Below are 25,858 nucleotides of genomic sequence, written 5' to 3'. Positions count from 1 at the left end.
TTGTTATCCGGCGCGACCAGCCTCGGCGAGAAGACGGCAAGCAAGGGTTATCGCCAGATGGTCGACGAGGCAAGCGCCAGGATCCGCCGCTATACCGTGGAAGAAGCGCTGGCCAGGCTGGACGATCCGGACGTGCAGTTCGTCGACATCCGCGATGTGCGCGAACTGGAACGCGAAGGCATGGTGCCGGGCGCCTTTCACGCTCCGCGCGGCATGATCGAATTCTGGGTCGATCCGGATTCCCCCTATCACAAGCCGCAGTTCGCCGAACCCAGGGAATTCATTTTCTTCTGCGCCGCCGGCTGGCGCAGCGCGCTGACCACGGCAACCGTTCAGGACATGGGCCTGCCCAGGGTGGCGGACATCGAGGGCGGCTTCGGCGCCTGGAAAGCCGCCGGCGGGCCGGTCGCCGAAAAGGCGAAAAAGACTTGAGCGGCAAGGGACAGGCCTGCCCCTGCGGAGGTGGCATCTTCTCGCAATGTTGCGGCCGCTATATTGAGGGCGGCGAAGCGGCACCTGACGCAGCGGCGCTGATGCGCTCGCGCTACAGCGCCTACGTGCTGCGCAACGAGCAATACCTGCTGCAGACCTGGCATGCGCGCACCCGGCCGGTGCCGCCACTAACCGAGGATGGCGTCAAGTGGCTGGGCCTGGAGGTAAAGCGGCATGAGACAGCGGCAGACAGCGCAATCGTTGAATTCGTCGCGCGCTACCGGGCGGATGGGCGCGGGCATCGCCTGCACGAAGTGAGCAACTTCGTGCGGGAGCAGGGCAGGTGGTGGTACGTGGATGGCAGTTTTCCCGAAAAAGACAAATGACGACAATCGAAACCCGACTCAATCCCCGCGCTGACGATTTCATCGCCAATGCCGCAGCCATGCAGGCACTGGTCGCCGACCTGGAGCAGAAGGTAGCGCAAATCTCCTTGGGCGGCGGTGAAGACGCGCGCAAGAAGCATACCGGCCGCGGCAAGCTTTTGCCGCGCGACCGGGTGCAGGCGCTGCTCGATCCCGGCACGCCCTTCCTCGAGTTCTCGCAGCTGGCCGGCTACGAGATGTACCGCAACGAGGCGCCCTGCGGCGGCATCATCACCGGCATTGGCCGGGTCGCGGGCCGCGAATGCGTGATTGTCTGCAATGACGCCACGGTCAAGGGCGGCACCTATTACCCGATCACGGTCAAGAAGCACCTGCGTGCGCAGGAGATCGCGCAACAGAACCGGCTGCCCTGCATCTACCTGGTAGACAGCGGCGGCGCTAACCTGCCCAACCAGGACGATGTGTTCGCGGATCGCGAGCACTTTGGCCGTATCTTCTTCAACCAGGCCAACATGTCGGCCAGCGGCATTGCCCAGATTGCCGTGGTGATGGGTTCCTGCACTGCGGGCGGCGCCTATGTGCCTGCGATGAGCGATGAGTCGATCATCGTCCGGGACCAGGGCACGATCTTCCTCGGCGGCCCGCCGCTGGTGAAGGCGGCAACTGGCGAAGTCGTTTCGGCCGAAGACCTGGGCGGCGGCGACGTACACACCCGCCTGTCCGGCGTGGCCGACCACCTGGCGCAGAACGACCTGCATGCGCTGGCGCTGGCGCGTCGCATCGTCGGCAACCTGAACGCGGTCAAGAAACACGAACTGGTGCTGCGCCAGCCTGAAGAGCCGAAATATCCGGCCAGCGAATTGTACGGCGTGATTCCGACCGATACCCGCAAGCCCTTCGATGTGCGGGAAGTCATCGCGCGCGTGGTCGATGGCAGCGTCTTCGATGAATTCAAGGCCCGCTACGGCAGCACGCTGGTGTGCGGCTTTGCCCATTTGTACGGCATGCCGGTGGGCGTCATCGCCAACAACGGCATCCTGTTTTCGGAATCGGCGCTCAAGGGCGCGCATTTCATCGAGCTGTGCTGCCAGCGCAAGATACCGCTGGTGTTCCTGCAGAACATCACCGGTTTCATGGTCGGCCGCAAGTACGAGAATGAAGGCATCGCCCGCAACGGCGCCAAGCTGGTGACCGCAGTTGCCACCGCCGCCGTGCCGAAATTGACAATGATCATCGGCGGCAGTTTCGGCGCCGGCAACTACGGCATGTGCGGCCGCGCGTTTGCACCGCGCTTCCTGTGGATGTGGCCGAACGCGCGCATCTCGGTGATGGGCGGCGAGCAGGCCGCGAGCGTGCTGGCGACCGTGCGGCGCGACGGCATCGAAGCGCGCGGCGGCAGCTGGAGCGCCGAGGAGGAGCAGGCATTTCGCCAGCCGATCCATGAACAGTACGAGCACCAGGGCCATCCGTATTACGCCAGCGCGCGGCTTTGGGACGATGGCGTCATCGATCCGGCCGACACGCGCCGGGTGCTCGGCCTGGGACTGTCGGCGGCACTGAATGCGCCGATCGGAGAGACCCGCTTCGGCCTGTTCAGGATGTAGGAATGTGGAACAAATCATGAGCCTGACCAGTACTGACTACCAGAGCATTGCCGTCGCCGTCGATGGCCACGTTGCCACCGTGACCCTGAACCGGCCGGAAGTGCGCAACGCTTTCAACGAAACTGCCATCGCCGAGATCACCGCCGCCTTCGAGCGGCTCGGCGCCGATCCCGCCGTACGCGCCATTGTGCTGGCAGCCAACGGTCCCGCGTTTTGTGCCGGCGGCGACCTGAACTGGATGAAGAAGATGGCTGCTTACAGCCGGGCCGAAAACCTGGCCGATGCGTCCGAACTGGCTGCGATGCTGCGCACCATCGACCTGTGCCCGAAGCCAGTGGTCGCGCGCATCCAGGGCGACGCCTATGCCGGCGGCGTCGGGCTGGCTGCCATCGCCGATATTGCGGTTGCTGTTGCTACCGCGCAGTTTTGTCTTTCCGAGGTAAAAATCGGCTTGATCCCTGCGACAATCTCGCCCTACGTCGTCCGCGCGATGGGGGCGTCCGCAGCGCGCCGCTATTTCCTGACGGCAGAGCGGTTTTCCGCGCAGGAAGCGCACCGCTTCGGGCTGGTGCACGAAGTGGTGACGGCCGATGCGCTCGACAGTACCGTCGCCGGTATCCTGAAAGCGCTGTTGGCCGCCAGTCCGCAAGCGGTCGGCGAAGCCAAGCGGCTGGTCCGGGATGTCGCCGGACGGCCGATCGACGACGTGCTGATCGCGGACACCGTCGGCCGCATTGCCGACATCCGCGCCTCGGAGGACGGCCGCGATGGCGTGCAGTCCTTCCTCGAAAAACGCAAGCCGCGCTGGCTGGCCTGAACCAGGCCCGCGCTACCGCAACAATCCGGAGCAGTCATTGAATGCAGCTTTGAAAGGGGACTGGGTGTCACGCAGCCTGGACAGCGTGTGGCACCCCTGTACCCAGATGCAGCACCACGAAACCATGCCCCTGGTCGCGCTCGCGCGCGGGCAGGGTGCGTGGTTGTTCGATCATGAAGGCCGCCGCTACCTCGACGCCATCAGCTCATGGTGGGTCAACCTGTTCGGTCATGCCAACCCGCGCATCAACGCGGCCCTGGTAGATCAACTGCAACGGCTCGAGCATGCAATGCTGGCCGGGTTTACCCACGAACCGGTGGTGCAGTTGTCGGAGCGGCTGTCGGCGCTCACCGGCCATGCGCTCGGCCATTGCTTCTACGCCTCGGACGGTGCGTCGGCAGTCGAGATCGCGCTGAAGATGAGCTTCCATGCCTGGCGCAACGGCGGCCGGCCGGGCAAGCAGGAATTCGTCTGTCTGCAGGGCAGCTATCACGGCGAGACCATCGGTGCGCTCGGCGTCACTGACGTCGCGCTTTTTCGTGATGCATACGGCCCGATGCTGAAGACAGCGCACGTGGTCGCGACGCCTGATGCGCGGCAGGCCCAGCCGGGCGAGAGCGCGGCCGATGTGGCTGCGCGCGCTGCTGCTTCGCTCGAAACCTTGCTCCAGCAACGCGGGGATTCGATTGCCGCCGTGATCGTCGAGCCGCTGGTGCAATGCGCTGCCGGCATGGTCATGCATGATCCGGCCTACCTGCGGGCAGTGCGCAAACTGTGCGATCAGTATCAGGTGCACCTGATCGCCGATGAGATTGCGGTCGGCTGCGGCCGTACCGGTTCCTTCTTTGCCTGCGAGCAGGCCGGCATCTGGCCGGATTTCCTCTGCCTGTCCAAAGGCATCAGCGGCGGTTATCTGCCGCTGTCGCTGGTAATGACCACCGATGAGGTGTACCAGGCTTTCTATGACCGCGAACTGGCGCGCGGCTTCCTGCATTCGCATTCGTATACCGGCAACCCGCTGGCCTGCCGCGCCGCGCTGGCGACGCTGCAGATTTTCGATGAGGACGATGTGCTGGATGCCAACCGGGAGCGGGCACGGCAATTGAGCGCGGGGCTGGCCCCGCTGGCCGCGCATCCGCGAGTTTGCCATTTCCGCCAGCAGGGAATGATCTGGGCCTTCGACGCCCGGATCGACGATCCCGCGCAGGCAGCATCCTTCGCCCGCCGCATGTTTGCGGCCGGGCTGGATCAGGAAGTGCTGCTGCGGCCGATCGGTCGCACCGTCTATCTGATGCCCCCCTACGTGCTGGACGATGAGGAAATCGGGCATCTGGCGCAGCGTACCCGGGCCGTGTTCGAACAAGTGGTGCCGCACTGATGGAACTTCTCGACCGCTTGCAACGACAGCTCGATCAACTGGACGAGGCGCAGCTATTGCGCCGCCGGCGGGTGGTGGCGACGCCCTGCGCGCCGGAGATGCTGGTCGATGGCCGCCGGCTGCTGGCCTTTTGCAGCAACGATTACCTGGGACTGGCGAATCATCCGGAAGTAGTCGAAGCGCTGGCAGAGGGCGCGCGGGTTCATGGCGCGGGCAGTGGCGCATCGCACCTGATCAACGGCCACAGCCGCGCGCACGTAGCGCTGGAAGAACGTTTCGCCGACTGGCTGTCCGCGCACATACCGTGTGCGCGCGCGCTCACCTTCTCGACCGGTTACATGGCCAACATGGGTTTGCTCACGGCACTGGGCGGTCCGGAGGCGGAGCTGTTCTCCGAAGAACTGAACCATGCCTCCCTGATCGACGGCGCGCGCTTGTCGCGCTCGGCAGTCAGGGTCTATCCGCACGGCGACATCGATGCGTTGGCCGGCTTGCTCGCGCAGAGCCGGGCGGCGGTCAAGATCGTCGTCACCGACGGCGTGTTCAGCATGGACGGCGATATCGCGCCCTTGCCGGCAATGCTGCAACTGTGCGAGCGCCACGGTGCGTTGCTGGTGGTCGACGATGCGCATGGCTTCGGCGTGCTGGGTGCCAGGGGGCGCGGCGTGCTGTCGCATTTCGGCTTGCGCTCGCCGCATCTGGTGTACGTCGGCACGCTGGGCAAGGCCGCCGGCGTCGCCGGCGCCTTCGTGGCTGCCCACGACACCGTGATCGAATGGCTGGCGCAGAGGTCGCGCCAGTATATCTTCACGACGGCGTCGCCCCCGGCGCTGGCCCATGCCCTGATGAAAAGCCTGGACCTGATCGAAGGCGAGGAAGGCGAGCAGCGCCGGCTTCATTTGCGCGCATTGATCGCGCAGGTGAAGCAAGAGTTGTGCGGTACGCGCTGGCGCCTGCTTGATTCCGATACGGCAATCCAGCCGGTCATCGTCGGGAGCAATGGCGAGGTGCAGCGAGTGGCAGCTGCGTTGCAGGAGCAGGGATTGTGGGTGGGGGCGATCCGCCCGCCGACGGTGCCGCCTGGTTCGGCCCGCCTGCGCATCACCCTGTCCGCCGCCCACACAGCACAGCAGGCCGGCCGCTTGACCTCGGCGCTGCGCGCGCTGGACAGCGCCGTGCCGCAGGAGGCGCCATGAAGCGACCACCCGGATGGTTCATCACCGGCACCGATACCGAGATCGGCAAGACCCTGGTGTCAGCGGCAATGCTGCACGCACTGGCGGGTCGCGGCGTGCGCGCGGCCGGCATGAAACCAGTCGCCGCCGGCGCCACCTGGCGTGACGGCGGCTGGCACAATGAAGACGCCGACATGCTCGCCGCCAGCGCCGGCGTCACGCTGCCAGCAGCGCTGCTGACCCCGTGCCTGATGCGGCAGCCGCTGGCGCCGCACATTGCCGCCCAGCTCGAACAGCAGGAGATCGACCTGCTGCATCTGCGCGCCTGCTACGATCAGGTCGCGGCGCAGGCGGACGCGGTGGTGGTCGAAGGTGTGGGCGGCTTTCGCGTACCCTTGTCGCGCGAGCATGACACTGCTGACATGGCGGTCGGGTTCGGATTGCCGGTGATCCTGGTGGTCGGCCTGCGCCTTGGCTGCCAGAATCATGCGCTGCTGACTGCGGAAGCGGTCGCGGCGCGCGGACTGGAACTGGCCGGATGGGTGGCAAACACCATCGACCCCGCCATGCTGCAATTGCAGGCCAACATCGACGCCCTGCAGCAGCGGCTGCCGGCGCCGTTGCTCGGCGTGGTGCCGCGGCTGGAAACTGCCGATGCCCTCCATGCGGCGGCGCACCTGGATTTCACGCGCCTGTCCGGCTGGCCCGCCGGACGGGCGCAATGATTGAAAGAAACGAAAGAAAAGACTGAAGCAGCAAACTGAAGCAAGAAATCGAAGCAAGAAATCGAAGTAGAAAACCGAGGCAAGAAGCCGAAGCAAAGGAAGATAGGATGTCCACACAAGTTCTCGAGTTTTACCCTGCCGCCAGCGCGGTTCCGGCAAGCCCCGCTGCAGCAGCATCCCGCTGGCCGGTGGAACAGGTGGCGGCGCTATTTGCGCTGCCGTTCAATGAGCTGATTTATCGCGCGCAGCAGGCCCATCGCGAGCATTTCGACCCGAACGAAGTCGAGCTGGCGACGCTGCTGTCGATCAAGACCGGCGGCTGCGCCGAGGATTGCGGTTACTGTCCGCAGGCAGCGCGTTACGACACCGGTGTCGAAGCGCAAAAGATCCTGCCGCTGGAGACCGTGCTGGCGCATGCGCGCGAAGCAAAGGCGCATGGCGCGACGCGCTTCTGCATGGGCGCGGCCTGGCGTGAACCCAAGGACCGCGACCTTGACCAGATCGAAGACATGGTGCGCGGCGTGAAGGATATGGGGCTGGAGACCTGCGTGACGTTGGGCATGCTGGCCGAAGGCCAGGCTGCGCGCCTGAAAGGGGCCGGCCTGGACTACTACAACCACAACATCGACACCGCTCCCGAGTTCTACAACAATGTCATCACCACGCGCGACTACCAGGACCGGATCGACACCCTGGGCCGGGTGCGCGACGCCGGCATCAAGGTCTGTTGCGGCGGCATCGTCGGCATGGGCGAATCGCGCCTGCAACGCGCCGGCCTGGTTGCGCAACTGGCGAACATGGATCCCTACCCCGAGTCGGTACCGGTGAACCACCTGGTGCAGGTCGAAGGCACGCCGCTGCATGGCCTGGATCCGCTCGATCCGCTCGAATTCGTCCGCACCATCGCGGTGGCGCGCATCACCATGCCGAAAGCCCGGGTGCGGCTGTCGGCAGGACGGCGCCAGATGAGCGAAGCGGTGCAGGCCTTGTGCTTCATGGCCGGCGCCAACTCGATCTTCTACGGCGACAAGCTGCTGACTACCGGCAATCCGGAAGTCGACGCCGACGCCGCGTTGCTGGACAAGCTCGGCATGCACAGCCGTACTGGCCACGTCGACGCGCGCTGCGAACTCGAATAACGCAAAAAATCAGGCCCGGGAAGTTGGCAAAAGACGCCGGAAAACGAAGCCGGAAAACGAAGCCGTCCCGGGGCAGGCCAGGACAACAGGAGCCAAGGTGTTCACCAAGATACTGATTGCAAACCGCGGTGAGATAGCGTGCAGGGTGGCGGCGACCGCACGCCGCCTGGGCATCAAGACAGTTGCCGTGTACTCGGAGGTGGACGCCGGCGCGCGCCATGTGGCCGCCTGCGATGAAGCGGTGCTGATCGGGCCGGCAGCCGCGCGCGACAGCTACCTGCGCAGCGACCATATCCTGGCCGCGGCCAAGGCAACGGGTGCGCAGGCGATTCACCCCGGTTACGGGTTCCTGTCGGAGAACGATGCATTTGCCGAGGCCTGCGCAGCGGCGGGCATCGCATTCATCGGGCCGCCGGCTTCAGCCATCCGCGCGATGGGGTCGAAATCCGCGGCCAAGGCGCTGATGGAGAAAGCCGGCGTGCCGCTGGTGCCCGGCTATCACGGCGACAACCAGGACAGCCATTTCCTGCGCAGCGAGTCGGACCGTATCGGCTATCCGGTGCTGATCAAGGCCAGCGCCGGCGGTGGCGGCAAGGGCATGCGCATCGTTGAGCGCAGCGGCGACTTCGGCGCTGCGCTCGCATCCTGCCAACGGGAAGCGAGCAACAGTTTCGGCGATGATCGCGTGCTGGTCGAAAAATACCTGACCCGGCCGCGCCATATCGAAATCCAGGTTTTTGCCGACAGCCATGGCAATTGCGTGTATCTGTTCGAACGCGATTGCTCGGTCCAGCGGCGCCACCAGAAAGTCCTTGAAGAAGCGCCGGCGCCCGGCATGACGGTCGAACGGCGGCAGGCCATGGGCGAGGCGGCGGTCGCCGCTGCGCGCGCGGTCGGCTACGTCGGCGCCGGCACCGTTGAATTCATAGCCAACCAGGACGGATCGTTCTACTTCATGGAGATGAACACCCGGCTGCAGGTCGAGCATCCGGTGACCGAAATGATCACCGGCACCGACCTGGTGGAATGGCAGTTGCGGGTGGCGAGCGGCCAGCCGCTGCCGTGCCGGCAAGACCAGTTGCGCATCGACGGCCACGCGATCGAGGCGCGGGTCTATGCCGAAAATCCCGAGAAAGGCTTCTTGCCCGCCATTGGCACCTTGCGCTACCTGCGCCAGCCGCCGGCGATCGAGTTCGCCACCCCGGTGGCGGTGGCAACGGCCGCAACGGCGGCTGGCGCCAGCCGCCCGGTCACCCGCATCGATTCCGGCGTGCGCGAAGGCGACGCCATATCACCATATTACGACCCGATGATCGCCAAGCTGATCGTATGGGCACCGACCCGGGACGAGGCGTGCGTGGCGATGGCAGCGTCGCTGGCCGGGATGAAAATTGCCGGGCTCGCGACCAACATCGCGTTCCTGAAGCGCCTGGTCGAGAGCGCGCCCTTCAGCAGCGCCGAACTCGACACCGGCCTGATCGAGCGCAACCCCGGCACGCTGCTGCCCGCGCCGCGCCCGGCGCCGCGCCATGCCGTGGCGCTGGCGGCTGGCGCGATCCTTGCGACGGAAGCGCTACAGGCGGCCGGCGATGCCGATCCCTGGTCGGATGTGGGCGGCTGGCGCATGAACAGCCGCATGACGCGCTCGCTGCAATTCGAGGACGCGGTGAGCACGCATGCAGCCGGCATCAACTACCAGGGCCGCGCATGGACCTTTACCCTCGACGGCCGTACCGACCAGCTGTCGTTGGTGACCTGCAACCGTGACGAACTGACGCTGCGGCTGGGTGGCGAGACAGTGCATGGCAATGTCGTGCTCGACGGCGAGACGGTACACGTGTTCGTCGAAGGCGAGCATGTGCAGTTGCACTGGAACGATCCGATGGTGCATGCGGGCGAACTGGAAGAAGAAGGCGGCCGCCTGACCGCGCCCATGCCAGGCAAGATCGTCGCGCTGCTGGTGGAAAAGGGCGCGGTCGTGGCGAAGGGCACACCGCTGCTGATCATGGAGGCGATGAAGATGGAGCACACGATTTCGGCGCCGCGCGACGGCATCGTGGCCGACCTGATGTATGCGGTCGGCGAGCAGGTGGCGGAGGGCGCGCAGCTGATCGCATTCGAAGCAGCCGCGGTGCCCGCTGCCTGAGAGCGCCGGGCACTCCGCGAACGTGGCAAGCGAAGCTAGAGCGAAGAAGAATCAACGTACCAACGTATCAACGTATCCACGGACCAAAGAACCGACAAGCATGAAGATCCTTTTCTACGCACCAGAAGGCCGGCCCGAACCATGGCTGAGCGAACTGCAGTCGCATCTGCCGGATGCGCAATTGCGCGTCTGGCATGAGGGCGACCAGGAGCCGGCGGATTACGCCGTGGTCTGGCACCCGCCACTGGCGCTGCTGAATCACCCGGGCCTGAAGACGGTGTTCAATCTGGGCGCTGGTGTCGACGCCATCCTGCGGCACGGCGAGCAGCTGCCGGCCGGGCTGGACATTGTGCGGCTGGACGACGCTGGCATGGGCGACCAGATGGCGGAGTATGTCAGCTGGGCAGTGCTGGGCTATTTCCGGCGTATGCCGGATTTCGCGCGCCAGCAGCAACAGGCGCAATGGCGTTTCCTGAAGCCGAACGACAAGCGGCAATTTCCAGTCGGCATACTGGGCATGGGCGTGCTGGGCCAGCGCATCGCCGCATCGCTTTCCCACTTCGGCTTCCAGGTCAACGGCTGGAGCCGCAGCGCCAAGTCGGTGCCGGGTGTCACATCCTTTGTTGGCGACGAGCAGCTGGACGCTTTCCTGGGGGCGTCGCGGGCGCTGGTTTGCATCCTGCCGCTGACGCCAGCAACCGAGGGCATCCTGAACCGGGCCAACCTGGAAAAGCTGCCGGCCGGATCGTACGTGATCAACGTCGCTCGCGGCCAGCATGTGGATGAGGACGCTTTGCTGGCGCTGGTGCAGAATGGCCACATCGCCGGCGCGACGCTGGACGTGTTCCGCACGGAGCCGCTGCCGCCGGGGCATCCGTTCTGGAGCGAGCCGCGCATTACCGTGACGCCCCACATCGCAGCGGTCACCTTGCGCCAGGTCAGCCTGGAGCAGATCGCCGGCAAAATACGAAAATTGGAAAATGGCGAGCCCATCGCCGGTCTGGTCGACCGCACAAAAGGATATTGAACATGGCACAAGTGACCCTCCCTGGCCGGGTAAAGATCGTCGAAGTGGGCCCCCGTGACGGCCTGCAGAACGAGAAAGAAACCATCCCTGCCGACATCAAGGTCGAGCTGGTGGATCGCCTGACGCGCGCCGGTTTCCCCAACATCGAGGCGGCGTCCTTCGTTTCTCCCAAATGGGTGCCGCAGATGGCCACCTCGGCCGAAGTGATGGAGCGCATACAGCGCAAGCCGGGCGTCATCTATTCCGCGCTGGTGCCCAACATGAGGGGATTCGAGGCGGCGCTGGCTGCGCGCGTGGACGAGGTGGTGATTTTCGGTGCCGCGTCGGAAGCGTTCTCGCAAAAGAACATCAATTGTTCGATCGCGGAGTCGATAGACCGTTTTGCCGAAGTCGCCCGCGCCACCAAGCAACATGGGCTGCGCCTGCGCGGGGCGATCAGTTGCGCATTCGGCTGCCCCTACCAGGGCGAGGTACCGGTGGAAGCGGTGGCTGACGTGGTACGCCGCCTGCGCGACATCGGCTGCGACGAGATCGATATTGCCGACACCATCGGCGTGGCAACGCCGAACAAGGTGCATGCGGTGATGAACCGGGTGGTGCAAGATTACCCGCTGTCGCAACTGTCCGGCCATTTCCATGACACCTACGGCCAGGCGATGGCCAATATCTACGCCAGCCTCGAATGCGGCATCACGATCTTCCATTCCTCGGTGGCCGGCCTTGGCGGTTGCCCGTATGCCAAGGGAGCGACCGGGAATGTGGCTACCGAAGACGTTCTGTACATGATGCAGGGCCTGGGAATCGAGACCGGAATCGACCTCGATCAGGTGGTCGACGCCGGGCAGTTCATTTCGGCAGCACTGGGCCGCAAGGCAATCAGCCGCGCCGGCAATGCGATTGCCGCCAAGCGTGCGGGATGAAGCAAGGGACCATGGACCTGCCGCTGCCATCACCTTGCATCAATGTTTGCCAGATGAATGCACGCACCGGCCTGTGTGAGGGCTGCCAGCGCACGATCGCCGAGATCGTGGCCTGGGGTAGCGCGTCGGATGACGACAAGCGCAGGATATGGCGGGAAATAGATCAACGCCGGGCAATCCAATGAAACCGAATTTCTATCAACCCGGGCGCACCATAACCGGGCCCGCCTACAGCATCTGGTTCAAGATCCTGGCGACCCTTGTTTGCATCGGCCTGGGCGCGTACGCCGTGCGTATAGGGCTCAGTTTCCCGCTCATGCAGTATGGCTTCGGCGTGAAAATCCTGCTGCTGGGCGCGGCAGTGATGCTGGTGGTCAGCTATTACTGGTTCCTGCGCTCCACGGTGACCGTGGATGCCAGGGGCATCACGCAGACCTGGATGTACAACAAACGCGTTGAGTGGGACGACGTGCGCAGCGCCAAGATGATCGGCATTCCGTACCTGAGCGGACTGTTCCCGCCGCGCCTGATCGTGCGTACCGGAACCGCATTCGTCACCTTCAACGGCGGCAGCCGCGAATTGCTGGTCGAGTTCGCCCGGATTTCGCTTGCCTTCCAGCTGAAGAAATGAAGCTGCCGCCGAACATGCAAGTGTTCGAGCGGGGCTGGCTGTCGGCCAACAATATCCTGTTCCTCGGGCGCGACGAAACGGCATTGGTCGACAGCGCGTATGCGACCCATTCGGAACAGACCCTGGCGCTGGTCGCACATGGCCTTGCCGGCCGTGGGCTGGACCGGCTGGTCAATACCCACCTGCATTCCGATCACTGCGGCGGGAACGCCGCGCTGCAGGCGCGATATCGCTGCCATACGACGATACCCGCGGCCGACGCCGCAGCCGTGCGCGACTGGAATGAGGATGCGCTGACCTACCGTGCCACCGGGCAGCACTGCCCGCGCTTCTCGTTCGACGATACGCTGGCCGGCGGCGAACGACTGCGCCTGGGCGACCTTGACTGGAATGCGCTTGCCGCGCCCGGGCACGACCCCCATTCACTGGTGCTGTATTGCCCGGCCGAAGGCCTGCTGATCTCGGCCGATGCGCTGTGGGAAAACGGCTTCGGCGTGATTTTTCCCGAGCTGGAAGGCGAATCCGGTTTTCTCGAGACGCGCGCCACGCTGGATATGATTGCCCAGCTCGATGTGCGTGGCGTTATACCCGGCCATGGCGCGCCCTTTACAGACGTGCGCGGCGCGCTGGAGCGCGCCTTCAGGCGCATCGACTTCCTTGCTGCCGACCCCGTGCGCAATGCGCAGAACGGCATGCGCGCGCTGGTCAAGTTTCGCCTGCTCGAATGCCGGCAGGTGCCGCTGGCGCAACTGCGGCAGTGGATGCGCGACGTGCCCCTGTTCGCCGAGATGAACCGGCGGCATTTGCAGATGGAGGAGGGCGAGCTGGCCGACTGGACCGTGGCGCAGCTGGTGAAGGCAGGTGTCGCGGCGCTTGAAAATGGCGTGTTGGTCGACCGCTGAAGTTGGTCCGGAAATTCTGGCACGACCGTGCTTTTAGTGACCTATAATCGTCCGCACTGATTCCAACCTGATAGACGAGGCTTCCATGGCATTGCCACCCGTTCTGCAAAATCTTGCGCTGCCGGTCATTGCATCGCCCATGTTCATCGCCAGCGGCCCGGCCTTGGTCAAGGCGCAGTGCAAGGCGGGCATAGTCGGCAGTTTCCCGGCGTTGAATGCACGTCCGCAAGAAGCGCTCGACCAGTGGCTGACCGAGATCCAGGACGAATTGCGGGCCCACAAGGCGGCGCATCCGGACGCCATCATCGGCCCGATCGCGGTCAACCAGATCGTGCATCACTCCAACGTGCGCCTGGCGCAGGACGTGGAAACTTGCGTCAAGCACAAGATACCGATCATCATTTCGTCCTTGCGCGCGCCGCCCAGGGAAATGCTGGATGCGGTACACAGCTACGGCGGTATCGTGCTGCACGACGTGATCTCGATCCGCCATGCAAACAAGGCGCTGGAGGCTGGCGTCGATGGACTGATCCTGGTTGCAGCCGGCGCAGGAGGTCATGCCGGCCTGCTGTCGCCCTTCGCACTGGTTGGCGAGGTGCGCAAATTTTTCAACGGGCCGATCGCGCTTTCCGGCTCGATTGCCACCGGCGACGCGATCCTCGCCGCGCAGGCGACTGGCGCCGACCTGGCCTATATCGGCTCGCGCTTCCTTGCCACCACCGAGGCCAATGTCAACGACGAATACCGGCAGGCGATCGTCGATTCCTCGGCCGCGGACATCATCTACACCAACCTGTTTTCCGGCGTGCATGGCAACTACCTGCGCCGTTCGATCGAGCGCGCCGGACTCGATCCGGACAACCTGCCGCAGGCCGACAAGAGCAAGATGGATTTTGGCGCGGCCAAGGCCTGGCGCGACATCTGGGGTGCGGGTCAGGGCGTGGGACTGATGGATGAAGTGTTGCCCGCCGCAGAGGTCGTGGCCAAGCTCAAGCGCGAGTACGAAGCGGCGCGCCGGCGGCTGGCCCTCTGAGGAAGGGCGGAGTAGGGGCGGACTGGGGGCGAACTGCGGGCCGAAACCCCGGATCCGGAATCGCCCCCCCTCCGATTACACGACGGAGCTGCTTCAGGAATCGTCAGGCGGGGGCGTGGCGGTGCTTGCCACGCTGGGTGCTATCCGGCCGGGAATTCCCGGCTCCCGCGCGGGTCGAATTGCTATAAGTACCCATTCCTGGGTGCAAAAACCCGCCAGGAGGATTTCATGGAGACCGATGGACGGCCCTTTCAGGTAAGAACCGCACGTCCCGTTCGCGATGACGTCGTGCCGCGGCAGCCGAATGAAGTCGATGAATCGGCGGACAGCCAGGAAAGCGGATCACGGAGCGACATGCTTCAAGCGTACGAAGATGTCGTCAGCGGACTGCAGGATACCGACTGCCATGGACTGCGCGGCGTCGAGGATGTGGTCAGGAAATCCGGGGATCAGGCCAGTAGCGGAAGTTCAGCAGGAGACCGTGCAGCAGGCGACCGTGGCCGCAAGAAGTGAGCGCCGCTGGCCGGGCGCTTACCTTCCGGCCTTGCCGCCCCGCCGGGCCAGGGACTGCGCGGCCTTGCTGGACAGCACGCCGGGAACAGTGCTTTCCAGTTGCGAGAGCTGACGGTCGCGGCGGTTTTTCGGGTCGGCCTGGTTCCCTTGCGTACCCTGGTCCGCGCTCTTGACCAGTCGCAGCACCGGTGTGCGGGTGCCTGTTGCGGATTTCCCCTGGAGGATATTCCTGGCCAGCTTTTCTTCCAGCCTGCCGTTCTTGCGGAAGAAAAGGATGGTTTCTCCCTCGCGCTGTACCTTTTGCAGGGTGGCGCCGCCGTCCGCGGCGCGCAGGAAACGGTCGATCGCCCTCATCATTGTTTCAGTCAGGCGCAGTTCGATCATCTCGCTACCCGGGCACTGACAGGGTCGGGCATCGACTTGCGGTGCGCGCCGGGCTTGCCTTCGGTATGCTCGTCGCTGTCCGGCAAGCGCGGTGGATCGGACTGGTGCAGGTTCTGGATGTTCGAGCCGGGCATTACTGCCTCCATGCAATGGGATTGCGGGCCGGGTGGACTTCGGGCTTGCGCTGCCACAGGGGAACGCGATTGCCGCTCGACGGCCTACAAAACGCTGGGCAAGGGCAAGGCCGGGCAAAGCGCGAACACCTGCATTAGTAACAGCGCGGCTGAAACGGTTCCCAGGTAGCATCCGGAAAAGCCCTGATCGGCCCGGCCGCAAGGCCCGGCTGTCATCACAATCCTGTCATCACTATTCGTACTTGCGTGCGTCCTCGATCACCTTGCCATCGTTGGGAAGCGTGCCCGGCTGCAGCAGTTGCACCTCGCCGCGCAACTTGGTGACGTCCCGTATGCTGGCAACGATTTCGGTAGAGAGCGCGGCGCCGGCGGCCGGATCGTCGACTTCGCACATCAGCGTCATTACATCATTGGCCATCTCGCCGGAAATGACCAGCCGCGCCCGCTTGATCGCGGGGTGCCGCCGCGCGATGTCCGCTACCTGCGACGGATGCACGAACATCGCCCGAACCTTGGTGGTCTGGTCAGCACGCCCCATCCAGCCCTTGATGCGAGTGTTGGTGCGCCCGCACGGTGAGATTCCGGGAAGCACCGCGCTCAGGTCGCCGGTGGCGAAGCGGATCAACGGATAGTCCGGGTTGAAAGCGGTGACCACCACCTCGCCGACTTCGCCCTCCGCCACGGGATCACCGGTGCCCGGACGCACGATTTCCAGCAGGATGTCTTCGTCAAGCATCATGCCGGGATGGATTTCACCGTCTGTCATCGTTTCGTACGCGATGTTGCCGACGTCGGCCGAGCCATAGGTTTGCAGCACCTGCGGCACGCCATTCTCCTGCAGCCATTTCCGCAGTGATGGCGGCAGCGCTTCGGCACCGACCAGCGCCTTTTGCATGCTGCTGATGTCGGTCCCGAGTTCGTGCGCTTTTTCGATGATGATCTTCAGGAACGATGGCGTTCCGGTATAGGCCTGGGGTCGCAGCGACGCAATCGCCTGCACCTGCATTTCGGTCTGGCCAATGCCGGCCGGGATCACCGGGCAGCCCAGTTGCAGCGCGCCGCCCTCGACCATGAATGCCGCCGGCGTGAAGTGATAGGAGAAACAGTTCTGGATGATGTGCCCTTCCCGCAGTCCGAGCGCGAACAGGGGCCGCGCATAGCGCCACCAGTCGTCGCCAGGGCCCTCGGGATCGAAGATCGGGCCGGGCGACATGAACAGGTGGCGGAGCCTCCGGGTTTCGGTCGCTGTCAGCCCGCCGAATGGCGGGGCGGCAGACTGCAAGTCCTTCAGGGCCGATTTCCGCGTTACCGGCAATTGCGCCAGCGCCGCGCGCGAATTGATCTCGCCAGCGCTGACCTGCTGCAATTGCGCTTGCCATCCCGCTCCCAGCCTGGCCACGGCGATGAGTTTCGGCAGCTTCTGCATCAATGCGTGTTCGCGTTGCGCGGGGTCGCGCGTTTCCAGCTCGTCCAGGTATTCGGTAGCCATTGCTTCCTCGCTTTCAGGCCAGCCAGCGCTTGCGGCGCCGGTAAAACTTCATGTCGCGGAAGCTCTTGCGTCCGGCTGCCGACACGCCCAGATAGAACTCCTTGACGTCTTCGTTGGAAGCCAGTTCGCTGGCCGCGCCTTCCATCACCACCCGTCCGTTCTCAAGGATGTAGCCGAAGTCGGCATAACGCAGCGCCACGGTGGTGTTCTGCTCCGCCAGCAGGAAGGACACTTTCTCTTTCGTATTGAGGTCTTTGACGATCTCGAAAATCTCTTCGACGATCTGCGGCGCCAGTCCCATCGACGGTTCGTCCAGCAGGATCATGGTCGGCCTGGCGATCAGCGCGCGGCCGATGGCGCACATCTGCTGTTCGCCGCCCGAGGTATAGCCGGCTTGCGAAGTACGGCGCAGCTTCAGGCGTGGAAAGTAGTGGTAGACCATCTCCAGCGATTCGCGCAGGCCGGCACGGGAGAGGCGCCGGGTATAGGCGCCGGTCAGCAGGTTTTCTTCGATGGTCAGGTGGGCGAAGCAGTGGCGGCCTTCCATTACCTGCGACAAGCCGCGTTTCACCAGTTCGTTGGGGGTCAGCTGGTCGATGCGCTGGCCCTGGAATTCGACGCTGCCCTTGGTCACTTCGCCACGCTCGCCGCGCAGCAGGGTCGAGACTGCCTTCAGCGTGGTCGACTTGCCGGCGCCGTTGCCGCCCATCAGCGAAACGATCTTTCCGCCCGGCACGTTGAGCGAAACCCCCTTGAGCACCAGGATCACATGATCGTAGATTACCTCGATGTTGTTGACCGACAGGTAGGGGCGGTCGGCAGCGATGGTAGCAGCGGTGGCAGCGGCGGTGGCAGCGGAAGAGGGCGCGTTCATGTTCGACTCAGCTCGTGGGTGGAGGGAGCAGATGCGGTGCACCTGCTCCCGGTCATGGCAGCCTGCATGGGCCGGCTGCCCGCGAGATGATCAGCCCCCCATGCAGGCAGGCGTGATCTTCTTCTCGGCCGCGTACTTGGCGGAGGAATCGTCCACCAGCTTGCGCACCAGTGCGCTGTCGCCGAGCACCCAGTCCTTGGTGATCGCTTGCCATTTGGTGCCGTTCCACTGCTGCACCTTCACGGCGCCCGAGCCCTCATGATTGTCGCAGGAGGTTTTCACCGGCGGGAACATGTTGGCCGCGCCCAGCGCCTTTTGCCGCGCCGGGTCGACATTCAGGTTCTCAAAGCCCCAGCGCACCTGCTCGCCGGTCATGACCTTGCCCTTGCCGTATTTCTGCTGCGCATTGCGGATTGCTTCCACCCACAGGATGGCCGCTGTCACGCCGCGCATGTGGTACACGGAACCGATACGGGTCTTGTCGTCCAGGTTGCCCTTGCCGGCGCCGTATACTTTCTTGCGGATATCATCCAGCACCGGATAGTTGCCCGGGGTGTTGAAGGTCATCGAGCTGTAGCCCTTGGCCGCGTCGCCGGCCGGGATTGCATCTTCCTCCGATCCCGCCCACCAGACGCCGAGCATGTTCTCGCGCGGGAAGCCGTTGCGCTGCGCAGTCTTGATCGCAACGGCGTTCATCACGCCCCAGCCCCACAGGATCACGAAGTCCGGCTTGGCCTGGCGAATCTGCAGCCACTGCGACTGCTGCTCGTTGCCCGGGTGTGCGACCGGTATCTTGATCAGCTCGAAGCCATATTGCTTTGCCTGTTCTTCAAGCACCGGCATCGGCTCCTTGCCAAAGGCGGAGTCGTGGTACAGGTGCACGATTTTCTTGCCCTTGAGCTTGTCCATGCCGCCCGACTTCTCGCCCAGATACTTGACCATCCCGGCCGCCTGGCTCCAGTAACTGGAGATCAGCGGGAACACATACGGGAACACCTTGCCGTTGGCGGCATCCGAGCGGCCGTAGCCCATCGTCGTCATCGGGATCTTGTCGGTTGCCACCCGGTCGAGGATGCCGTACGCAATGCCGGTGGACAGCGGTTCGACCAGGGTCGCGCCGCCGTTCTTGGTCTTGTTGCGCTCATAGCACTCGACGCCACGCGACGCGTTGTATTCGGTTTCGCATTCGTCCCACTGCATCTTGACGCCATTGATACCGCCGTTCGCATTGACGAGGTTGAAGTAATCAATGACGCCGCCAAAGAATCCGGAGCCGCCGGCCGCATAGGGCCCGACCCGGTATGACAGCAGCGGAACGTATTGCTGCGCCTGGGCCGCTGCCGTGCCCAGCACTCCCAGCAGGCTTGCGCCTACGACTAACGACTTGATCAAATTCATGACGCTCCTCCTTTAAGAACTTCAACGAAACCAGACATCGGGGTCAATACGGGAAAGGCCACAGCCTCAGCTTTTCCTTTGCTATCTGCCACAGTCGTGCCAGTCCATGCGGCTCGACGATCAGGAAAAAAATGATCAGGGCGCCGAATACCATTAGTTCCAGGTTCGATGCCACCGAATTAGGCAGTCCCAGTCCGTGCGCCAGGACGTTGAGCCAGATCGGCAGCAATACGATGAAGGCGGCGCCGAGGAAGGACCCGAGGATCGAGCCGACGCCGCCGATGATGATCATGAACAGGATGCGGAATGACAGGTCCAGGCTGTACGCTTCCGGCTCCACGGTCCCGAGGTAGGCATACGCATACAGCGCGCCGGCGACGCCGCAGTAGAAGGAGCTGATGGCAAAGGCCAGCAGCTTGGTGCGCATCAGCCGCACGCCGATCACTTCGGCGGCAACGTCCATGTCGCGCACCGCCATCCAGCAGCGCCCGACGTTGGAGCGGACCATGTTCTTGGCAAGCAGCGCCATGATGGCCACGATCACCAGCGTCACCAGGTACTTTTCCACCGGCTGGTCGAACAGGTAGCCCATGATGACGATCGGCTGCGCCGTGATCACGCCGGACGAACTGTTGTTGGTCAGCCAGGGAATCTTGGTCAGGCACCAGACCACGAAGAACTGGGTCGCCAGCGTTGCCGCCGCCAGGTAGAAGCCGCGGATGCGCAGCGAGGGCAGGCCGAATGCGATGCCCACCAGCGCGGCGCACAGCCCGCCAAGGATGAATGCCACCAGCACCGGTATGCCGGGAATGCGCAGCACGAAATTGTACGAAGCGAATGCGCCCACCGCCATGAAGGCCGCCGAGCCGAGCGAAAGCTGGCCGGCGTAACCGGTCAGAATGTTCAGGCCCAGCGCAGCCAGCGAAAAGATCAGGAACGGAATCAGGATCGCCGAGAAGGTGTAGGGCGATGCCACCAGCGGAACGATGACGAAGGCCACGGCCAGCAAGGCCACGATGGCAATGCGGTCCTGCCGGATCGGGAAGATCTGGCTGTCGGCCTGGTAGGTGGTCTTGAACTGGCCTGCTTCGCGATAGAGCATGCTGTGGTCGTCCTTTTCAGATGCGGCGGATGATTTTTTCGCCGAACAGTCCTTCCGGACGTACCAGCAGGAACAGCAGCGCCAGCACATACGGGAACCAGCCCTCGATGCCGCCGCCGACCATCGGGCCGAGATAGACCTCGGCCAGTTTTTCACTGGCGCCAATGATCAGCCCGCCGACGATGGCGCCGGGGATTGAGGTAAAGCCGCCCAGGATCAGTACCGGCAGCGCTTTCAGCGCAACGAAAGTCAGCGCGAACTGCACGCCGTTGCGCGCGCCCCAGAGCAGGCCGGCGACCAGCGCAACAAAGCCGGCGACGGCCCACACGATGGCCCAGATGTGCTGCAGCGGAATGCCGACCGCCAGCGCTGCCTGGTGGTCATCCGCCACCGCGCGCAGGGCCCGCCCTATCTTCGTGGCCGAGAAGAACACGGCAAGCGCTGCCACCAGCGCCCCGCAGATCGCGGCAGAGATCAGGTCGAACTGCGAGACGGCGATGTTGAAGCGGTCGAGAAGGGACGCGAGCGGCACGTCCTCGATGCCGATGTCCAGCCGTTGCACGGTCGAGCCCCACATCAGTTGCGCCAGGCCCTCGATGAAGAAAGTCAGGCCGATGGTGGCCATGAACAAGGTGATCTCGGGCTGGTTTACGAGTGGACGCAACACCAGCCGCTCGGTCGCCAGCGCCAGTACCACCATGACCAGCACTGTCAGCGGTATCGCCAGCCACAGCGAGAGTCCGAACTTGTTGACCAGCGAGACGCAGGTCAGGGCCGCGAAGAACACCATTGCACCCTGCGCGAAGTTGAACACGCCGGAGGCCTTGTAGATCAGCACGAAACCCAGCGCCACCAGCGCATACATCAAGCCGGACAACAGGCCGCCGATCAGGACTTCGAAGAAGAAGCTCATTGGTGTGACGTTTCCCAGTCAATCGCATCGTGCACCGGAATGGTGGCAGCAGGCGCTGCCACCATTCCCTCCATGCTCCCCCTTTAAGGAGGAGGCGCGTCCATTCACCAGCCCGCTAGTGCGCCACGCCGAGGTAGGCGTTGATCACATCCTGGCTGCTGCGTACTTCGTCCGGCGTGCCGTCGCCGATCTTGCGGCCGTAGTCCAGCACCACCACCCGATCCGATATGTCCATCACGACGCCCATGTCGTGCTCGATCAGCACGATCGTTGTGCCAAACTGTTCGTTGACGTCGAGGATGAAGCGGCACATGTCCTGTTTTTCTTCCACGTTCATGCCGGCCATGGGTTCGTCCAGCAGCAGGATCTGCGGCTCGGCGGCGAGCGCGCGCCCGAGTTCGACCCGCTTTTGCAGGCCGTATGGCAGGCGTCCTACCGGCGTCTTGCGGATGTGCTGGATCTCGAGGAAGTCGATGACCTTCTCGACTTCCCGCCGGTGCGCCAGCTCTTCGCGCTGGCCTGGTCCCCAGTACAGCGCTTGCAGCAGGAAGTTCGACCTTATCTTCAGGTTGCGTCCGGTCATGATGTTGTCCAGGACTGTCATGCCCTTGAACAGCGCGATGTTCTGGAAGGTGCGGGCGATGCCGCTGCGGGCCGCTTCGTAGGTATTCATGTCGCGGCGCGCATTGCCGCGCAGGCTGATCGTGCCGGCTTGCGGGCGGTACACGCCATTGATCACATTGAGCATCGAACTCTTGCCGGCGCCGTTGGGTCCGATGATGGCGCGGATCTCGTGCTCGCGGACGTCGAAGGAGATGTCGGTCAGCGCCTTGACCCCGCCGAACGCCAGTGAAATGTTGTCCAAGCTGAGAATGACGTCGCCGATTTCCCGTCGTGTCGACATGACTGCGCTCATCAGGCGGCCTTCTTCACTGGGGTGAAAGTCTTTGCATCGCGGATGCGGAGGTCGGCTTTCACCAGTCCTTGCCGGCCATCCTCGAACTTGACCTGGGTTTCGATGTATTGCGAGGCGCGGCCGGCATAGAGCGCATCGACCAGGACCGCATATTTGTCGGCAATGAAGCGGCGCCGCACCTTGCGGGTGCGGGTCAGTTCGTCATCATCGGGGTCGAGTTCCTTGTGCAGGATCAGGAAACGATGGACCTGCGAATCGCCCAGCATGCCGTCGGCGACCAGGTCCGCATTCACTTTCTCCACGCACTCGGCGATCAGGTCGTACACCGCTTCCTGCGCGGCCAGGTCGGTATAGCCGCTGTAGGCAATGTTGCGGCGCTCGGCCCAGTTGCCGACCGCTTCCATGTCGATATTGATGAAGGCCATGCACTTGTCGCGCTGGTCGCCGAAAGCGACCGCTTCCTTGATATAGGGGAAGAACTTCAGCTTGTTCTCGATGAAGCGCGGCGCGAACATGGCGCCATTGGCCATGCGGCCGACATCCTTGGCGCGGTCGATGATCTTCAGATGACCGTCGGCGTCAAAGAAGCCGGCATCGCCGGTATGGAAATAGCCCTCGGCGTCGATTGCTTCGGCCGTCGCATCCGGCCGCTTGTAATAGCCCATCATCAGGCCGGGTGCACGCACCAGCACTTCGCCATCGTCGGCGATGCTCACCTCCACCCCCGGCATCGGCCGGCCGACCGTGTCGAGCTTGACCTCGCCGTTGGCCTGCATGCATACCGTGACGCAGGTCTCCGTCATGCCGTACAGCTGCTTCAGGTTGATTCCCAGCGAGCGGTAGAAGTCGAACAGGTCGGGCCCGATCGCTTCGCCGCCGGTGTACGCAACGCGGATGCGCGACATGCCAAGCACGTTCTTCAGCGGACCGTAGACCAGCAATTCGCCGATGCCATACAGCAGGCGGTCTCCCAGGCCCACGTTGCGGCCGTCATCGAGGATGCGCAGTCCGACGCGGCGCGCGACCTTCATGAAATAGTGGAACATCCTGCGCTTGATCCAGCTCGCATCCTCGATGCGGATCATCACCTGGGTCAGGATGTTCTCGTAGACGCGCGGCGGGCCGAAGTAGTAGGTCGGGCCGATCTCGCGCAGGTCGGTCATCACAGTGCCGGGCGACTCCGGGCAGTTCAGGCAGAAGCCGCATAGCAGCGACATCGTGTACGAATAGAGGAAATCGCCGACCCACGCCAGCGGCAGGTAGCACAGCAGGTCGTTGCTGTCATCGACGTGGTCGAATTCCGCCAGCACGCTGGCGGTGGCGATCATTCCCCGATGGGAATGGCACACGCCCTTGGGCTTGCCGGTCGTGCCCGAGGTATAGAGAATGACCGCGGCATCGTCCGGCCGGCAGGCGTCGACCTGCTGCATGAAAAAGTCCGGATGCTGGCGGTCGAACTCGCGCCCCAGCTCCTGGACTTTTTCCCAGGCAGTCAATTCATTCCGGGCGTAATTGCGCAGGCCGCGCTCGTCGTCATAGATGATGTGCGACAGGCGCGGTACCGACTCCTTGATTTCCAGCAGCTTGTCGACCTGCTCCTGGTCCTCTACCACCGCAAAGTCGATCTCGGCATTGTCGAGCACGTAGCTCATGTCGGCTGCCGGCGCATCCTGGTAGAGGGGGACGGGAACGCCACCCAGACACTGTGCAGCGGCCATCGCCCAGTAGAGGCGCGGACGGTTGTCGCCCACCACCGCCAGGTTCATCCCGCGCTTGAATCCGAGTGCAGCAAGCCCGCACGCAAAGGCGCGCACTTCGCCTGTCACCTGATCCCAGGTCGTGGTCTGCCAGATCCCCAGGTCCTTCTCGCGAAAGGCCGGTTTTTGCGGACGGGTACTGGCATGCCGCAGCAATAGTCTGGGGAAGGTGTCTTCCCCCGGACGTTGTGTTGTCTCCACCATCGTCCTGCCTTGTCTCGTTGTTGGGGTCCTTGTCCCGGGCCCTTTTTATACGTCGAGTCTGTTCCGGCTTGCTTACGCGCCTCTTACGCGCTTTTTACGCGCCCTGTTCGGGAGACTGGCAGCCGGATTGAACTTGTTTTGTTCAATGATAGTATTCACAGGCATCCTGTCCGTATGTCATTTCGCAGACAATCTGCCCACTTTCCATACTGCGCCGCACCATGCCCCAGACGAAGCAATCCTGTCGTGAAGTGCTTGCCAGGACCATGTGGTGGAACGTGCTGACGCCCGCGCAGATGGCGCGGGTGGAGGTGGACCTGGTCGAGCGCTTCATCCCCGCCGGCAGCTACGCCTGCCGCAAAGGCGATCCGGTTGAACACTGGATGGGCGTCACCGACGGGCTTCTGAAAATGAGCAGCGGTTCGCCCGAAGGCAAGACCGTCACGTTCACCGGCATGCTGGCCGGCGGCTGGTTCGGCGAGGGCTCGTTGCTCAAGACCGAGCCGCGCCGCTACGACGTGGTGGCCTTGCGCGACAGCATGATTGCCTGCATGCCACGCCACACCTTCAACTGGTTGCTGGACAACAGCATCCCCTTCAACCGCTTCTTGTTGATGCAGTTGAACGCCCGGCTGGGATTGTTCATTTCGCTGGTCGAATACGACCGCATGCTGGACACCGATGCGCGCGTGGCGCGCTGCCTGGCAGCCTTGTTCAACCCCTACTTGAACCCGATTGCCAGCAGGCAGCTGCAGATTTCGCAGGAAGAGGTAGGGTACTTGTGCAGTACCTCGCGCCAACGCGCCAACCAGGCCTTGCAGGTGCTGGAAAAGGCGGGCCTGGTGAAAGTGGATTACGGCGGAATCACGATACTGGACATGGATGGCCTGCGGGGATTCGGGGCCTGAAGCGCGATGGCCGCGCAGACTGCATGTTCATCGCCGTCAGGAACCCGATCCTGATCCCAGCGTTTCGTCATCGGTTCCGGCCACGCTGCTTGCTACCCGGCGCCGCAACACGTCAACGGCGGCTTCATTGAACGCGGGCAGGTCCTGCGCGCCGCGGCTGCTGACCAGGTTTCCATCCACCACTACCGCCTGGTCAGCCCAGGTTGCGCCCGCTGCCCTTGCCGCCTGTTGCAGCCCAGGCGCTCCCGTCAGGACATGACCCCTGGCAATGCCAGCACTGATCAGCAGGGAAGATCCATGGCTGATTGCGGCGATCGGCTTGCCGGCGGCCTGCATTTCCTGCACGAACTGCTGTGCTTCAATGTTCCCATGCATCCGGCGGCCATTCAGTTCTCCGCCGGGCAGCAGCAAGGCATCGAAGTCCTGTGGCGATGAAGCTGCGATCGCCAGGCTGACTTCAATCTCGTCGCCCTCCTGATCCTGATTTCGCCCGCGTATCGTCCCGCTTCGAGGCGAGACGATGCTGGTGGTGGCGCCGGCAGCTTCCAGCGCGTAGCGCGGCCCGCTCAATTCGGCCTGTTCGAATCCGTCTGCTACCAGGATCGCGACACTGAGCCCGCTGAGCACCTGCAGCTGCTGATTTTCCTGCAATCTCATATCACCTCCTGTTTCACCAATATCAATGCTGAGTCGCAGCGGCCGCTAAAGTTCTCCAGTCCGTGAGTTTGCGCACAGGCGCGGGCGGCGTTTTGCGTGATTCTCGATGCCGTATCCGGTGAGCTTGGGTGCATCGGGTTCCTCCAGCCGTACCTCGAAGGGTATGGATTCTGCCCTCAATGCTCGAGGGCATTTTTTTGGCCTGCGTCGGTACAGGACGGCACAGCAGCTGTTTTGTTGGCAGGGAACGCTACCCCCGAGCCGGCGCTCCAATTCATGCAGCGCGTCCGGCCG

27 protein-coding genes are annotated in these 25,858 nt (G+C 63.8%); 17 read left to right on the top strand and 10 right to left on the bottom strand.

From position 1 onward, the window contains the following. Positions 1-57: 57 nt before the first annotated feature. From FVE66_RS20560 to FVE66_RS20235, 16 genes are all read left to right on the top strand, one after another. Positions 58-432, top strand: a complete 375-nt coding sequence (locus FVE66_RS20560) for a rhodanese-like domain-containing protein (RefSeq protein WP_241673284.1) — start codon at positions 58-60, stop codon at positions 430-432. Then, positions 429-818, top strand: a complete 390-nt coding sequence (locus tag FVE66_RS17955; protein ID WP_151448851.1) for a YchJ family protein — start codon at positions 429-431, stop codon at positions 816-818. The genes FVE66_RS20560 and FVE66_RS17955 overlap by 4 nt, the downstream gene beginning before the upstream one ends. Next, a complete protein-coding gene (locus FVE66_RS17950) occupies positions 815-2,422 on the top strand; it encodes a carboxyl transferase domain-containing protein (RefSeq protein ID WP_151448850.1) in 1,608 nt (535 codons plus the stop codon). Before FVE66_RS17955 ends, FVE66_RS17950 begins: the two co-directional genes overlap by 4 nt. Positions 2,423-2,438: 16 nt before the next feature. Next, entirely contained in the window at positions 2,439-3,239 is an 801-nt protein-coding gene (locus FVE66_RS17945; RefSeq protein ID WP_151448849.1) for an enoyl-CoA hydratase/isomerase family protein, read from the top strand. Between the two features lie 37 nt (positions 3,240-3,276). Continuing rightward, complete coding sequence (gene bioA / locus FVE66_RS17940; RefSeq protein ID WP_277753173.1) at positions 3,277-4,617, top strand: adenosylmethionine--8-amino-7-oxononanoate transaminase; 1,341 nt, start codon at positions 3,277-3,279, stop codon at positions 4,615-4,617. Beyond that, complete coding sequence (gene bioF / locus FVE66_RS17935; RefSeq protein ID WP_151448847.1) at positions 4,617-5,813, top strand: 8-amino-7-oxononanoate synthase; 1,197 nt, start codon at positions 4,617-4,619, stop codon at positions 5,811-5,813. The genes bioA and bioF overlap by 1 nt, the downstream gene beginning before the upstream one ends. Beyond that, positions 5,810-6,517, top strand: coding sequence for a dethiobiotin synthase (gene bioD / locus FVE66_RS17930; protein ID WP_151448846.1), 708 nt, complete (start codon positions 5,810-5,812; stop codon positions 6,515-6,517). Before bioF ends, bioD begins: the two co-directional genes overlap by 4 nt. Positions 6,518-6,624: 107 nt before the next feature. Further along, a complete protein-coding gene (gene bioB, locus FVE66_RS17925) occupies positions 6,625-7,656 on the top strand; it encodes a biotin synthase BioB (RefSeq protein WP_151448845.1) in 1,032 nt (343 codons plus the stop codon). Positions 7,657-7,753: 97 nt separating this feature from the next. Further along, positions 7,754-9,802: an acetyl/propionyl/methylcrotonyl-CoA carboxylase subunit alpha gene (locus FVE66_RS17920; protein WP_151448844.1), complete on the top strand. Its 2,049-nt coding sequence runs from the start codon at positions 7,754-7,756 to the stop codon at positions 9,800-9,802. Positions 9,803-9,902: 100 nt separating this feature from the next. Then, positions 9,903-10,829 (top strand): 2-hydroxyacid dehydrogenase, encoded by a 927-nt coding sequence (locus tag FVE66_RS17915; protein ID WP_151448843.1) that lies wholly within the window; start codon positions 9,903-9,905, stop codon positions 10,827-10,829. 11 nt (positions 10,830-10,840) lie between these two features. Beyond that, positions 10,841-11,749: a hydroxymethylglutaryl-CoA lyase gene (locus tag FVE66_RS17910; RefSeq protein ID WP_151449007.1), complete on the top strand. Its 909-nt coding sequence runs from the start codon at positions 10,841-10,843 to the stop codon at positions 11,747-11,749. 11 nt (positions 11,750-11,760) lie between these two features. Further along, positions 11,761-11,934, top strand: coding sequence for a DUF1289 domain-containing protein (locus FVE66_RS17905; protein ID WP_338325404.1), 174 nt, complete (start codon positions 11,761-11,763; stop codon positions 11,932-11,934). Next, positions 11,931-12,380, top strand: a complete 450-nt coding sequence (locus FVE66_RS17900) for a hypothetical protein (RefSeq protein WP_151448841.1) — start codon at positions 11,931-11,933, stop codon at positions 12,378-12,380. Before FVE66_RS17905 ends, FVE66_RS17900 begins: the two co-directional genes overlap by 4 nt. Further along, entirely contained in the window at positions 12,377-13,282 is a 906-nt protein-coding gene (locus FVE66_RS17895; RefSeq protein ID WP_166454488.1) for an MBL fold metallo-hydrolase, read from the top strand. Before FVE66_RS17900 ends, FVE66_RS17895 begins: the two co-directional genes overlap by 4 nt. Positions 13,283-13,367: 85 nt before the next feature. After that, positions 13,368-14,315, top strand: coding sequence for an NAD(P)H-dependent flavin oxidoreductase (locus FVE66_RS17890; RefSeq protein ID WP_151448840.1), 948 nt, complete (start codon positions 13,368-13,370; stop codon positions 14,313-14,315). 354 nt (positions 14,316-14,669) lie between these two features. Further along, a complete protein-coding gene (locus FVE66_RS20235) occupies positions 14,670-14,828 on the top strand; it encodes a hypothetical protein (protein WP_161993335.1) in 159 nt (52 codons plus the stop codon). A gap of 18 nt (positions 14,829-14,846) precedes the next feature. On the opposite strand, the gene FVE66_RS17885 is transcribed toward FVE66_RS20235, so the two are convergent. The 9 genes from FVE66_RS17885 to FVE66_RS17850 form a co-directional block, all read right to left on the bottom strand. Next, a complete protein-coding gene (locus FVE66_RS17885) occupies positions 14,847-15,212 on the bottom strand; it encodes a hypothetical protein (RefSeq protein WP_151448839.1) in 366 nt (121 codons plus the stop codon). Further along, positions 15,209-15,346, bottom strand: a complete 138-nt coding sequence (locus FVE66_RS20230) for a hypothetical protein (protein WP_161993334.1) — start codon at positions 15,344-15,346, stop codon at positions 15,209-15,211. Before FVE66_RS20230 ends, FVE66_RS17885 begins: the two co-directional genes overlap by 4 nt. Before the next feature lie 232 nt (positions 15,347-15,578). Then, on the bottom strand, positions 15,579-16,835 hold the full coding sequence (locus FVE66_RS17880) for a phenylacetate--CoA ligase family protein (RefSeq protein ID WP_151448838.1): 1,257 nt from the start codon (positions 16,833-16,835) through the stop codon (positions 15,579-15,581). Between the two features lie 13 nt (positions 16,836-16,848). After that, positions 16,849-17,709 carry an ABC transporter ATP-binding protein gene (locus FVE66_RS17875; RefSeq protein ID WP_151448837.1) on the bottom strand — a complete coding sequence of 287 codons (861 nt, stop codon included), beginning with the start codon at positions 17,707-17,709 and terminating at the stop codon, positions 16,849-16,851. 90 nt (positions 17,710-17,799) lie between these two features. Then, the gene (locus FVE66_RS17870; protein WP_151448836.1) at positions 17,800-19,107 is read right to left on the bottom strand and encodes an ABC transporter substrate-binding protein; all 1,308 of its coding nucleotides are present in this window, start codon (positions 19,105-19,107) and stop codon (positions 17,800-17,802) included. 43 nt (positions 19,108-19,150) lie between these two features. Continuing rightward, a complete protein-coding gene (locus tag FVE66_RS17865; RefSeq protein ID WP_151448835.1) occupies positions 19,151-20,209 on the bottom strand; it encodes a branched-chain amino acid ABC transporter permease in 1,059 nt (352 codons plus the stop codon). Between the two features lie 16 nt (positions 20,210-20,225). After that, positions 20,226-21,122 (bottom strand): branched-chain amino acid ABC transporter permease, encoded by an 897-nt coding sequence (locus FVE66_RS17860; RefSeq protein WP_151448834.1) that lies wholly within the window; start codon positions 21,120-21,122, stop codon positions 20,226-20,228. Positions 21,123-21,237: 115 nt separating this feature from the next. Further along, on the bottom strand, positions 21,238-22,038 hold the full coding sequence (locus FVE66_RS17855; protein ID WP_241673269.1) for an ABC transporter ATP-binding protein: 801 nt from the start codon (positions 22,036-22,038) through the stop codon (positions 21,238-21,240). Next, a complete protein-coding gene (locus FVE66_RS17850; protein ID WP_151448833.1) occupies positions 22,038-23,999 on the bottom strand; it encodes an AMP-dependent synthetase/ligase in 1,962 nt (653 codons plus the stop codon). Before FVE66_RS17850 ends, FVE66_RS17855 begins: the two co-directional genes overlap by 1 nt. A 221-nt stretch (positions 24,000-24,220) precedes the next feature. Between FVE66_RS17850 and FVE66_RS17845 the strand changes: the two genes are divergently transcribed. Then, positions 24,221-24,907, top strand: coding sequence for a Crp/Fnr family transcriptional regulator (locus FVE66_RS17845; protein WP_151448832.1), 687 nt, complete (start codon positions 24,221-24,223; stop codon positions 24,905-24,907). Positions 24,908-24,943: 36 nt separating this feature from the next. Here the strand turns inward: FVE66_RS17845 and FVE66_RS17840 are convergent, their stop codons facing one another. Then, the gene (locus FVE66_RS17840) at positions 24,944-25,564 is read right to left on the bottom strand and encodes a DJ-1/PfpI family protein (RefSeq protein WP_151448831.1); all 621 of its coding nucleotides are present in this window, start codon (positions 25,562-25,564) and stop codon (positions 24,944-24,946) included. Positions 25,565-25,858 lie beyond the last annotated feature (294 nt).

Origin of the sequence: Lacisediminimonas profundi (genome assembly GCF_008831265.1) — a bacterium.
Lineage (GTDB): Bacteria > Pseudomonadota > Gammaproteobacteria > Burkholderiales > Burkholderiaceae_D > Lacisediminimonas > Lacisediminimonas profundi.
The sequence above is the reverse complement of the archived record's forward strand: the minus strand, read 5'-3'. Positions and strand labels throughout refer to the sequence as shown.

Excerpts from the sequence above, each read along its gene's own strand:
- FVE66_RS17855 (WP_241673269.1), bottom strand. The coding sequence starts at position 22,038 with ATGAGCGCAGTCATGTCGACACGACGGGAAATCGGCGACGTCATTCTC.
- FVE66_RS17875 (WP_151448837.1), bottom strand. The coding sequence starts at position 17,709 with ATGAACGCGCCCTCTTCCGCTGCCACCGCCGCTGCCACCGCTGCTACC.
- FVE66_RS17880 (WP_151448838.1), bottom strand. The coding sequence starts at position 16,835 with ATGGCTACCGAATACCTGGACGAGCTGGAAACGCGCGACCCCGCGCAA.
- bioB (WP_151448845.1), top strand. The coding sequence starts at position 6,625 with ATGTCCACACAAGTTCTCGAGTTTTACCCTGCCGCCAGCGCGGTTCCG.
- FVE66_RS17860 (WP_151448834.1), bottom strand. The coding sequence starts at position 21,122 with ATGAGCTTCTTCTTCGAAGTCCTGATCGGCGGCCTGTTGTCCGGCTTG.
- FVE66_RS17850 (WP_151448833.1), bottom strand. The coding sequence starts at position 23,999 with ATGGTGGAGACAACACAACGTCCGGGGGAAGACACCTTCCCCAGACTA.
- FVE66_RS17840 (WP_151448831.1), bottom strand. The coding sequence starts at position 25,564 with ATGAGATTGCAGGAAAATCAGCAGCTGCAGGTGCTCAGCGGGCTCAGT.
- FVE66_RS17945 (WP_151448849.1), top strand. The coding sequence starts at position 2,439 with ATGAGCCTGACCAGTACTGACTACCAGAGCATTGCCGTCGCCGTCGAT.
- FVE66_RS17915 (WP_151448843.1), top strand. The coding sequence starts at position 9,903 with ATGAAGATCCTTTTCTACGCACCAGAAGGCCGGCCCGAACCATGGCTG.
- bioF (WP_151448847.1), top strand. The coding sequence starts at position 4,617 with ATGGAACTTCTCGACCGCTTGCAACGACAGCTCGATCAACTGGACGAG.
- FVE66_RS20560 (WP_241673284.1), top strand. The coding sequence starts at position 58 with ATGGTCGACGAGGCAAGCGCCAGGATCCGCCGCTATACCGTGGAAGAA.
- FVE66_RS20230 (WP_161993334.1), bottom strand. The coding sequence starts at position 15,346 with ATGCCCGGCTCGAACATCCAGAACCTGCACCAGTCCGATCCACCGCGC.
- FVE66_RS17890 (WP_151448840.1), top strand. The coding sequence starts at position 13,368 with ATGGCATTGCCACCCGTTCTGCAAAATCTTGCGCTGCCGGTCATTGCA.
- FVE66_RS17870 (WP_151448836.1), bottom strand. The coding sequence starts at position 19,107 with ATGAATTTGATCAAGTCGTTAGTCGTAGGCGCAAGCCTGCTGGGAGTG.
- FVE66_RS17895 (WP_166454488.1), top strand. The coding sequence starts at position 12,377 with ATGAAGCTGCCGCCGAACATGCAAGTGTTCGAGCGGGGCTGGCTGTCG.
- FVE66_RS17885 (WP_151448839.1), bottom strand. The coding sequence starts at position 15,212 with ATGATCGAACTGCGCCTGACTGAAACAATGATGAGGGCGATCGACCGT.
- FVE66_RS17950 (WP_151448850.1), top strand. The coding sequence starts at position 815 with ATGACGACAATCGAAACCCGACTCAATCCCCGCGCTGACGATTTCATC.
- FVE66_RS17865 (WP_151448835.1), bottom strand. The coding sequence starts at position 20,209 with ATGCTCTATCGCGAAGCAGGCCAGTTCAAGACCACCTACCAGGCCGAC.
- FVE66_RS17845 (WP_151448832.1), top strand. The coding sequence starts at position 24,221 with ATGCCCCAGACGAAGCAATCCTGTCGTGAAGTGCTTGCCAGGACCATG.
- FVE66_RS20235 (WP_161993335.1), top strand. The coding sequence starts at position 14,670 with ATGCTTCAAGCGTACGAAGATGTCGTCAGCGGACTGCAGGATACCGAC.
- FVE66_RS17905 (WP_338325404.1), top strand. The coding sequence starts at position 11,761 with ATGGACCTGCCGCTGCCATCACCTTGCATCAATGTTTGCCAGATGAAT.
- bioD (WP_151448846.1), top strand. The coding sequence starts at position 5,810 with ATGAAGCGACCACCCGGATGGTTCATCACCGGCACCGATACCGAGATC.
- FVE66_RS17900 (WP_151448841.1), top strand. The coding sequence starts at position 11,931 with ATGAAACCGAATTTCTATCAACCCGGGCGCACCATAACCGGGCCCGCC.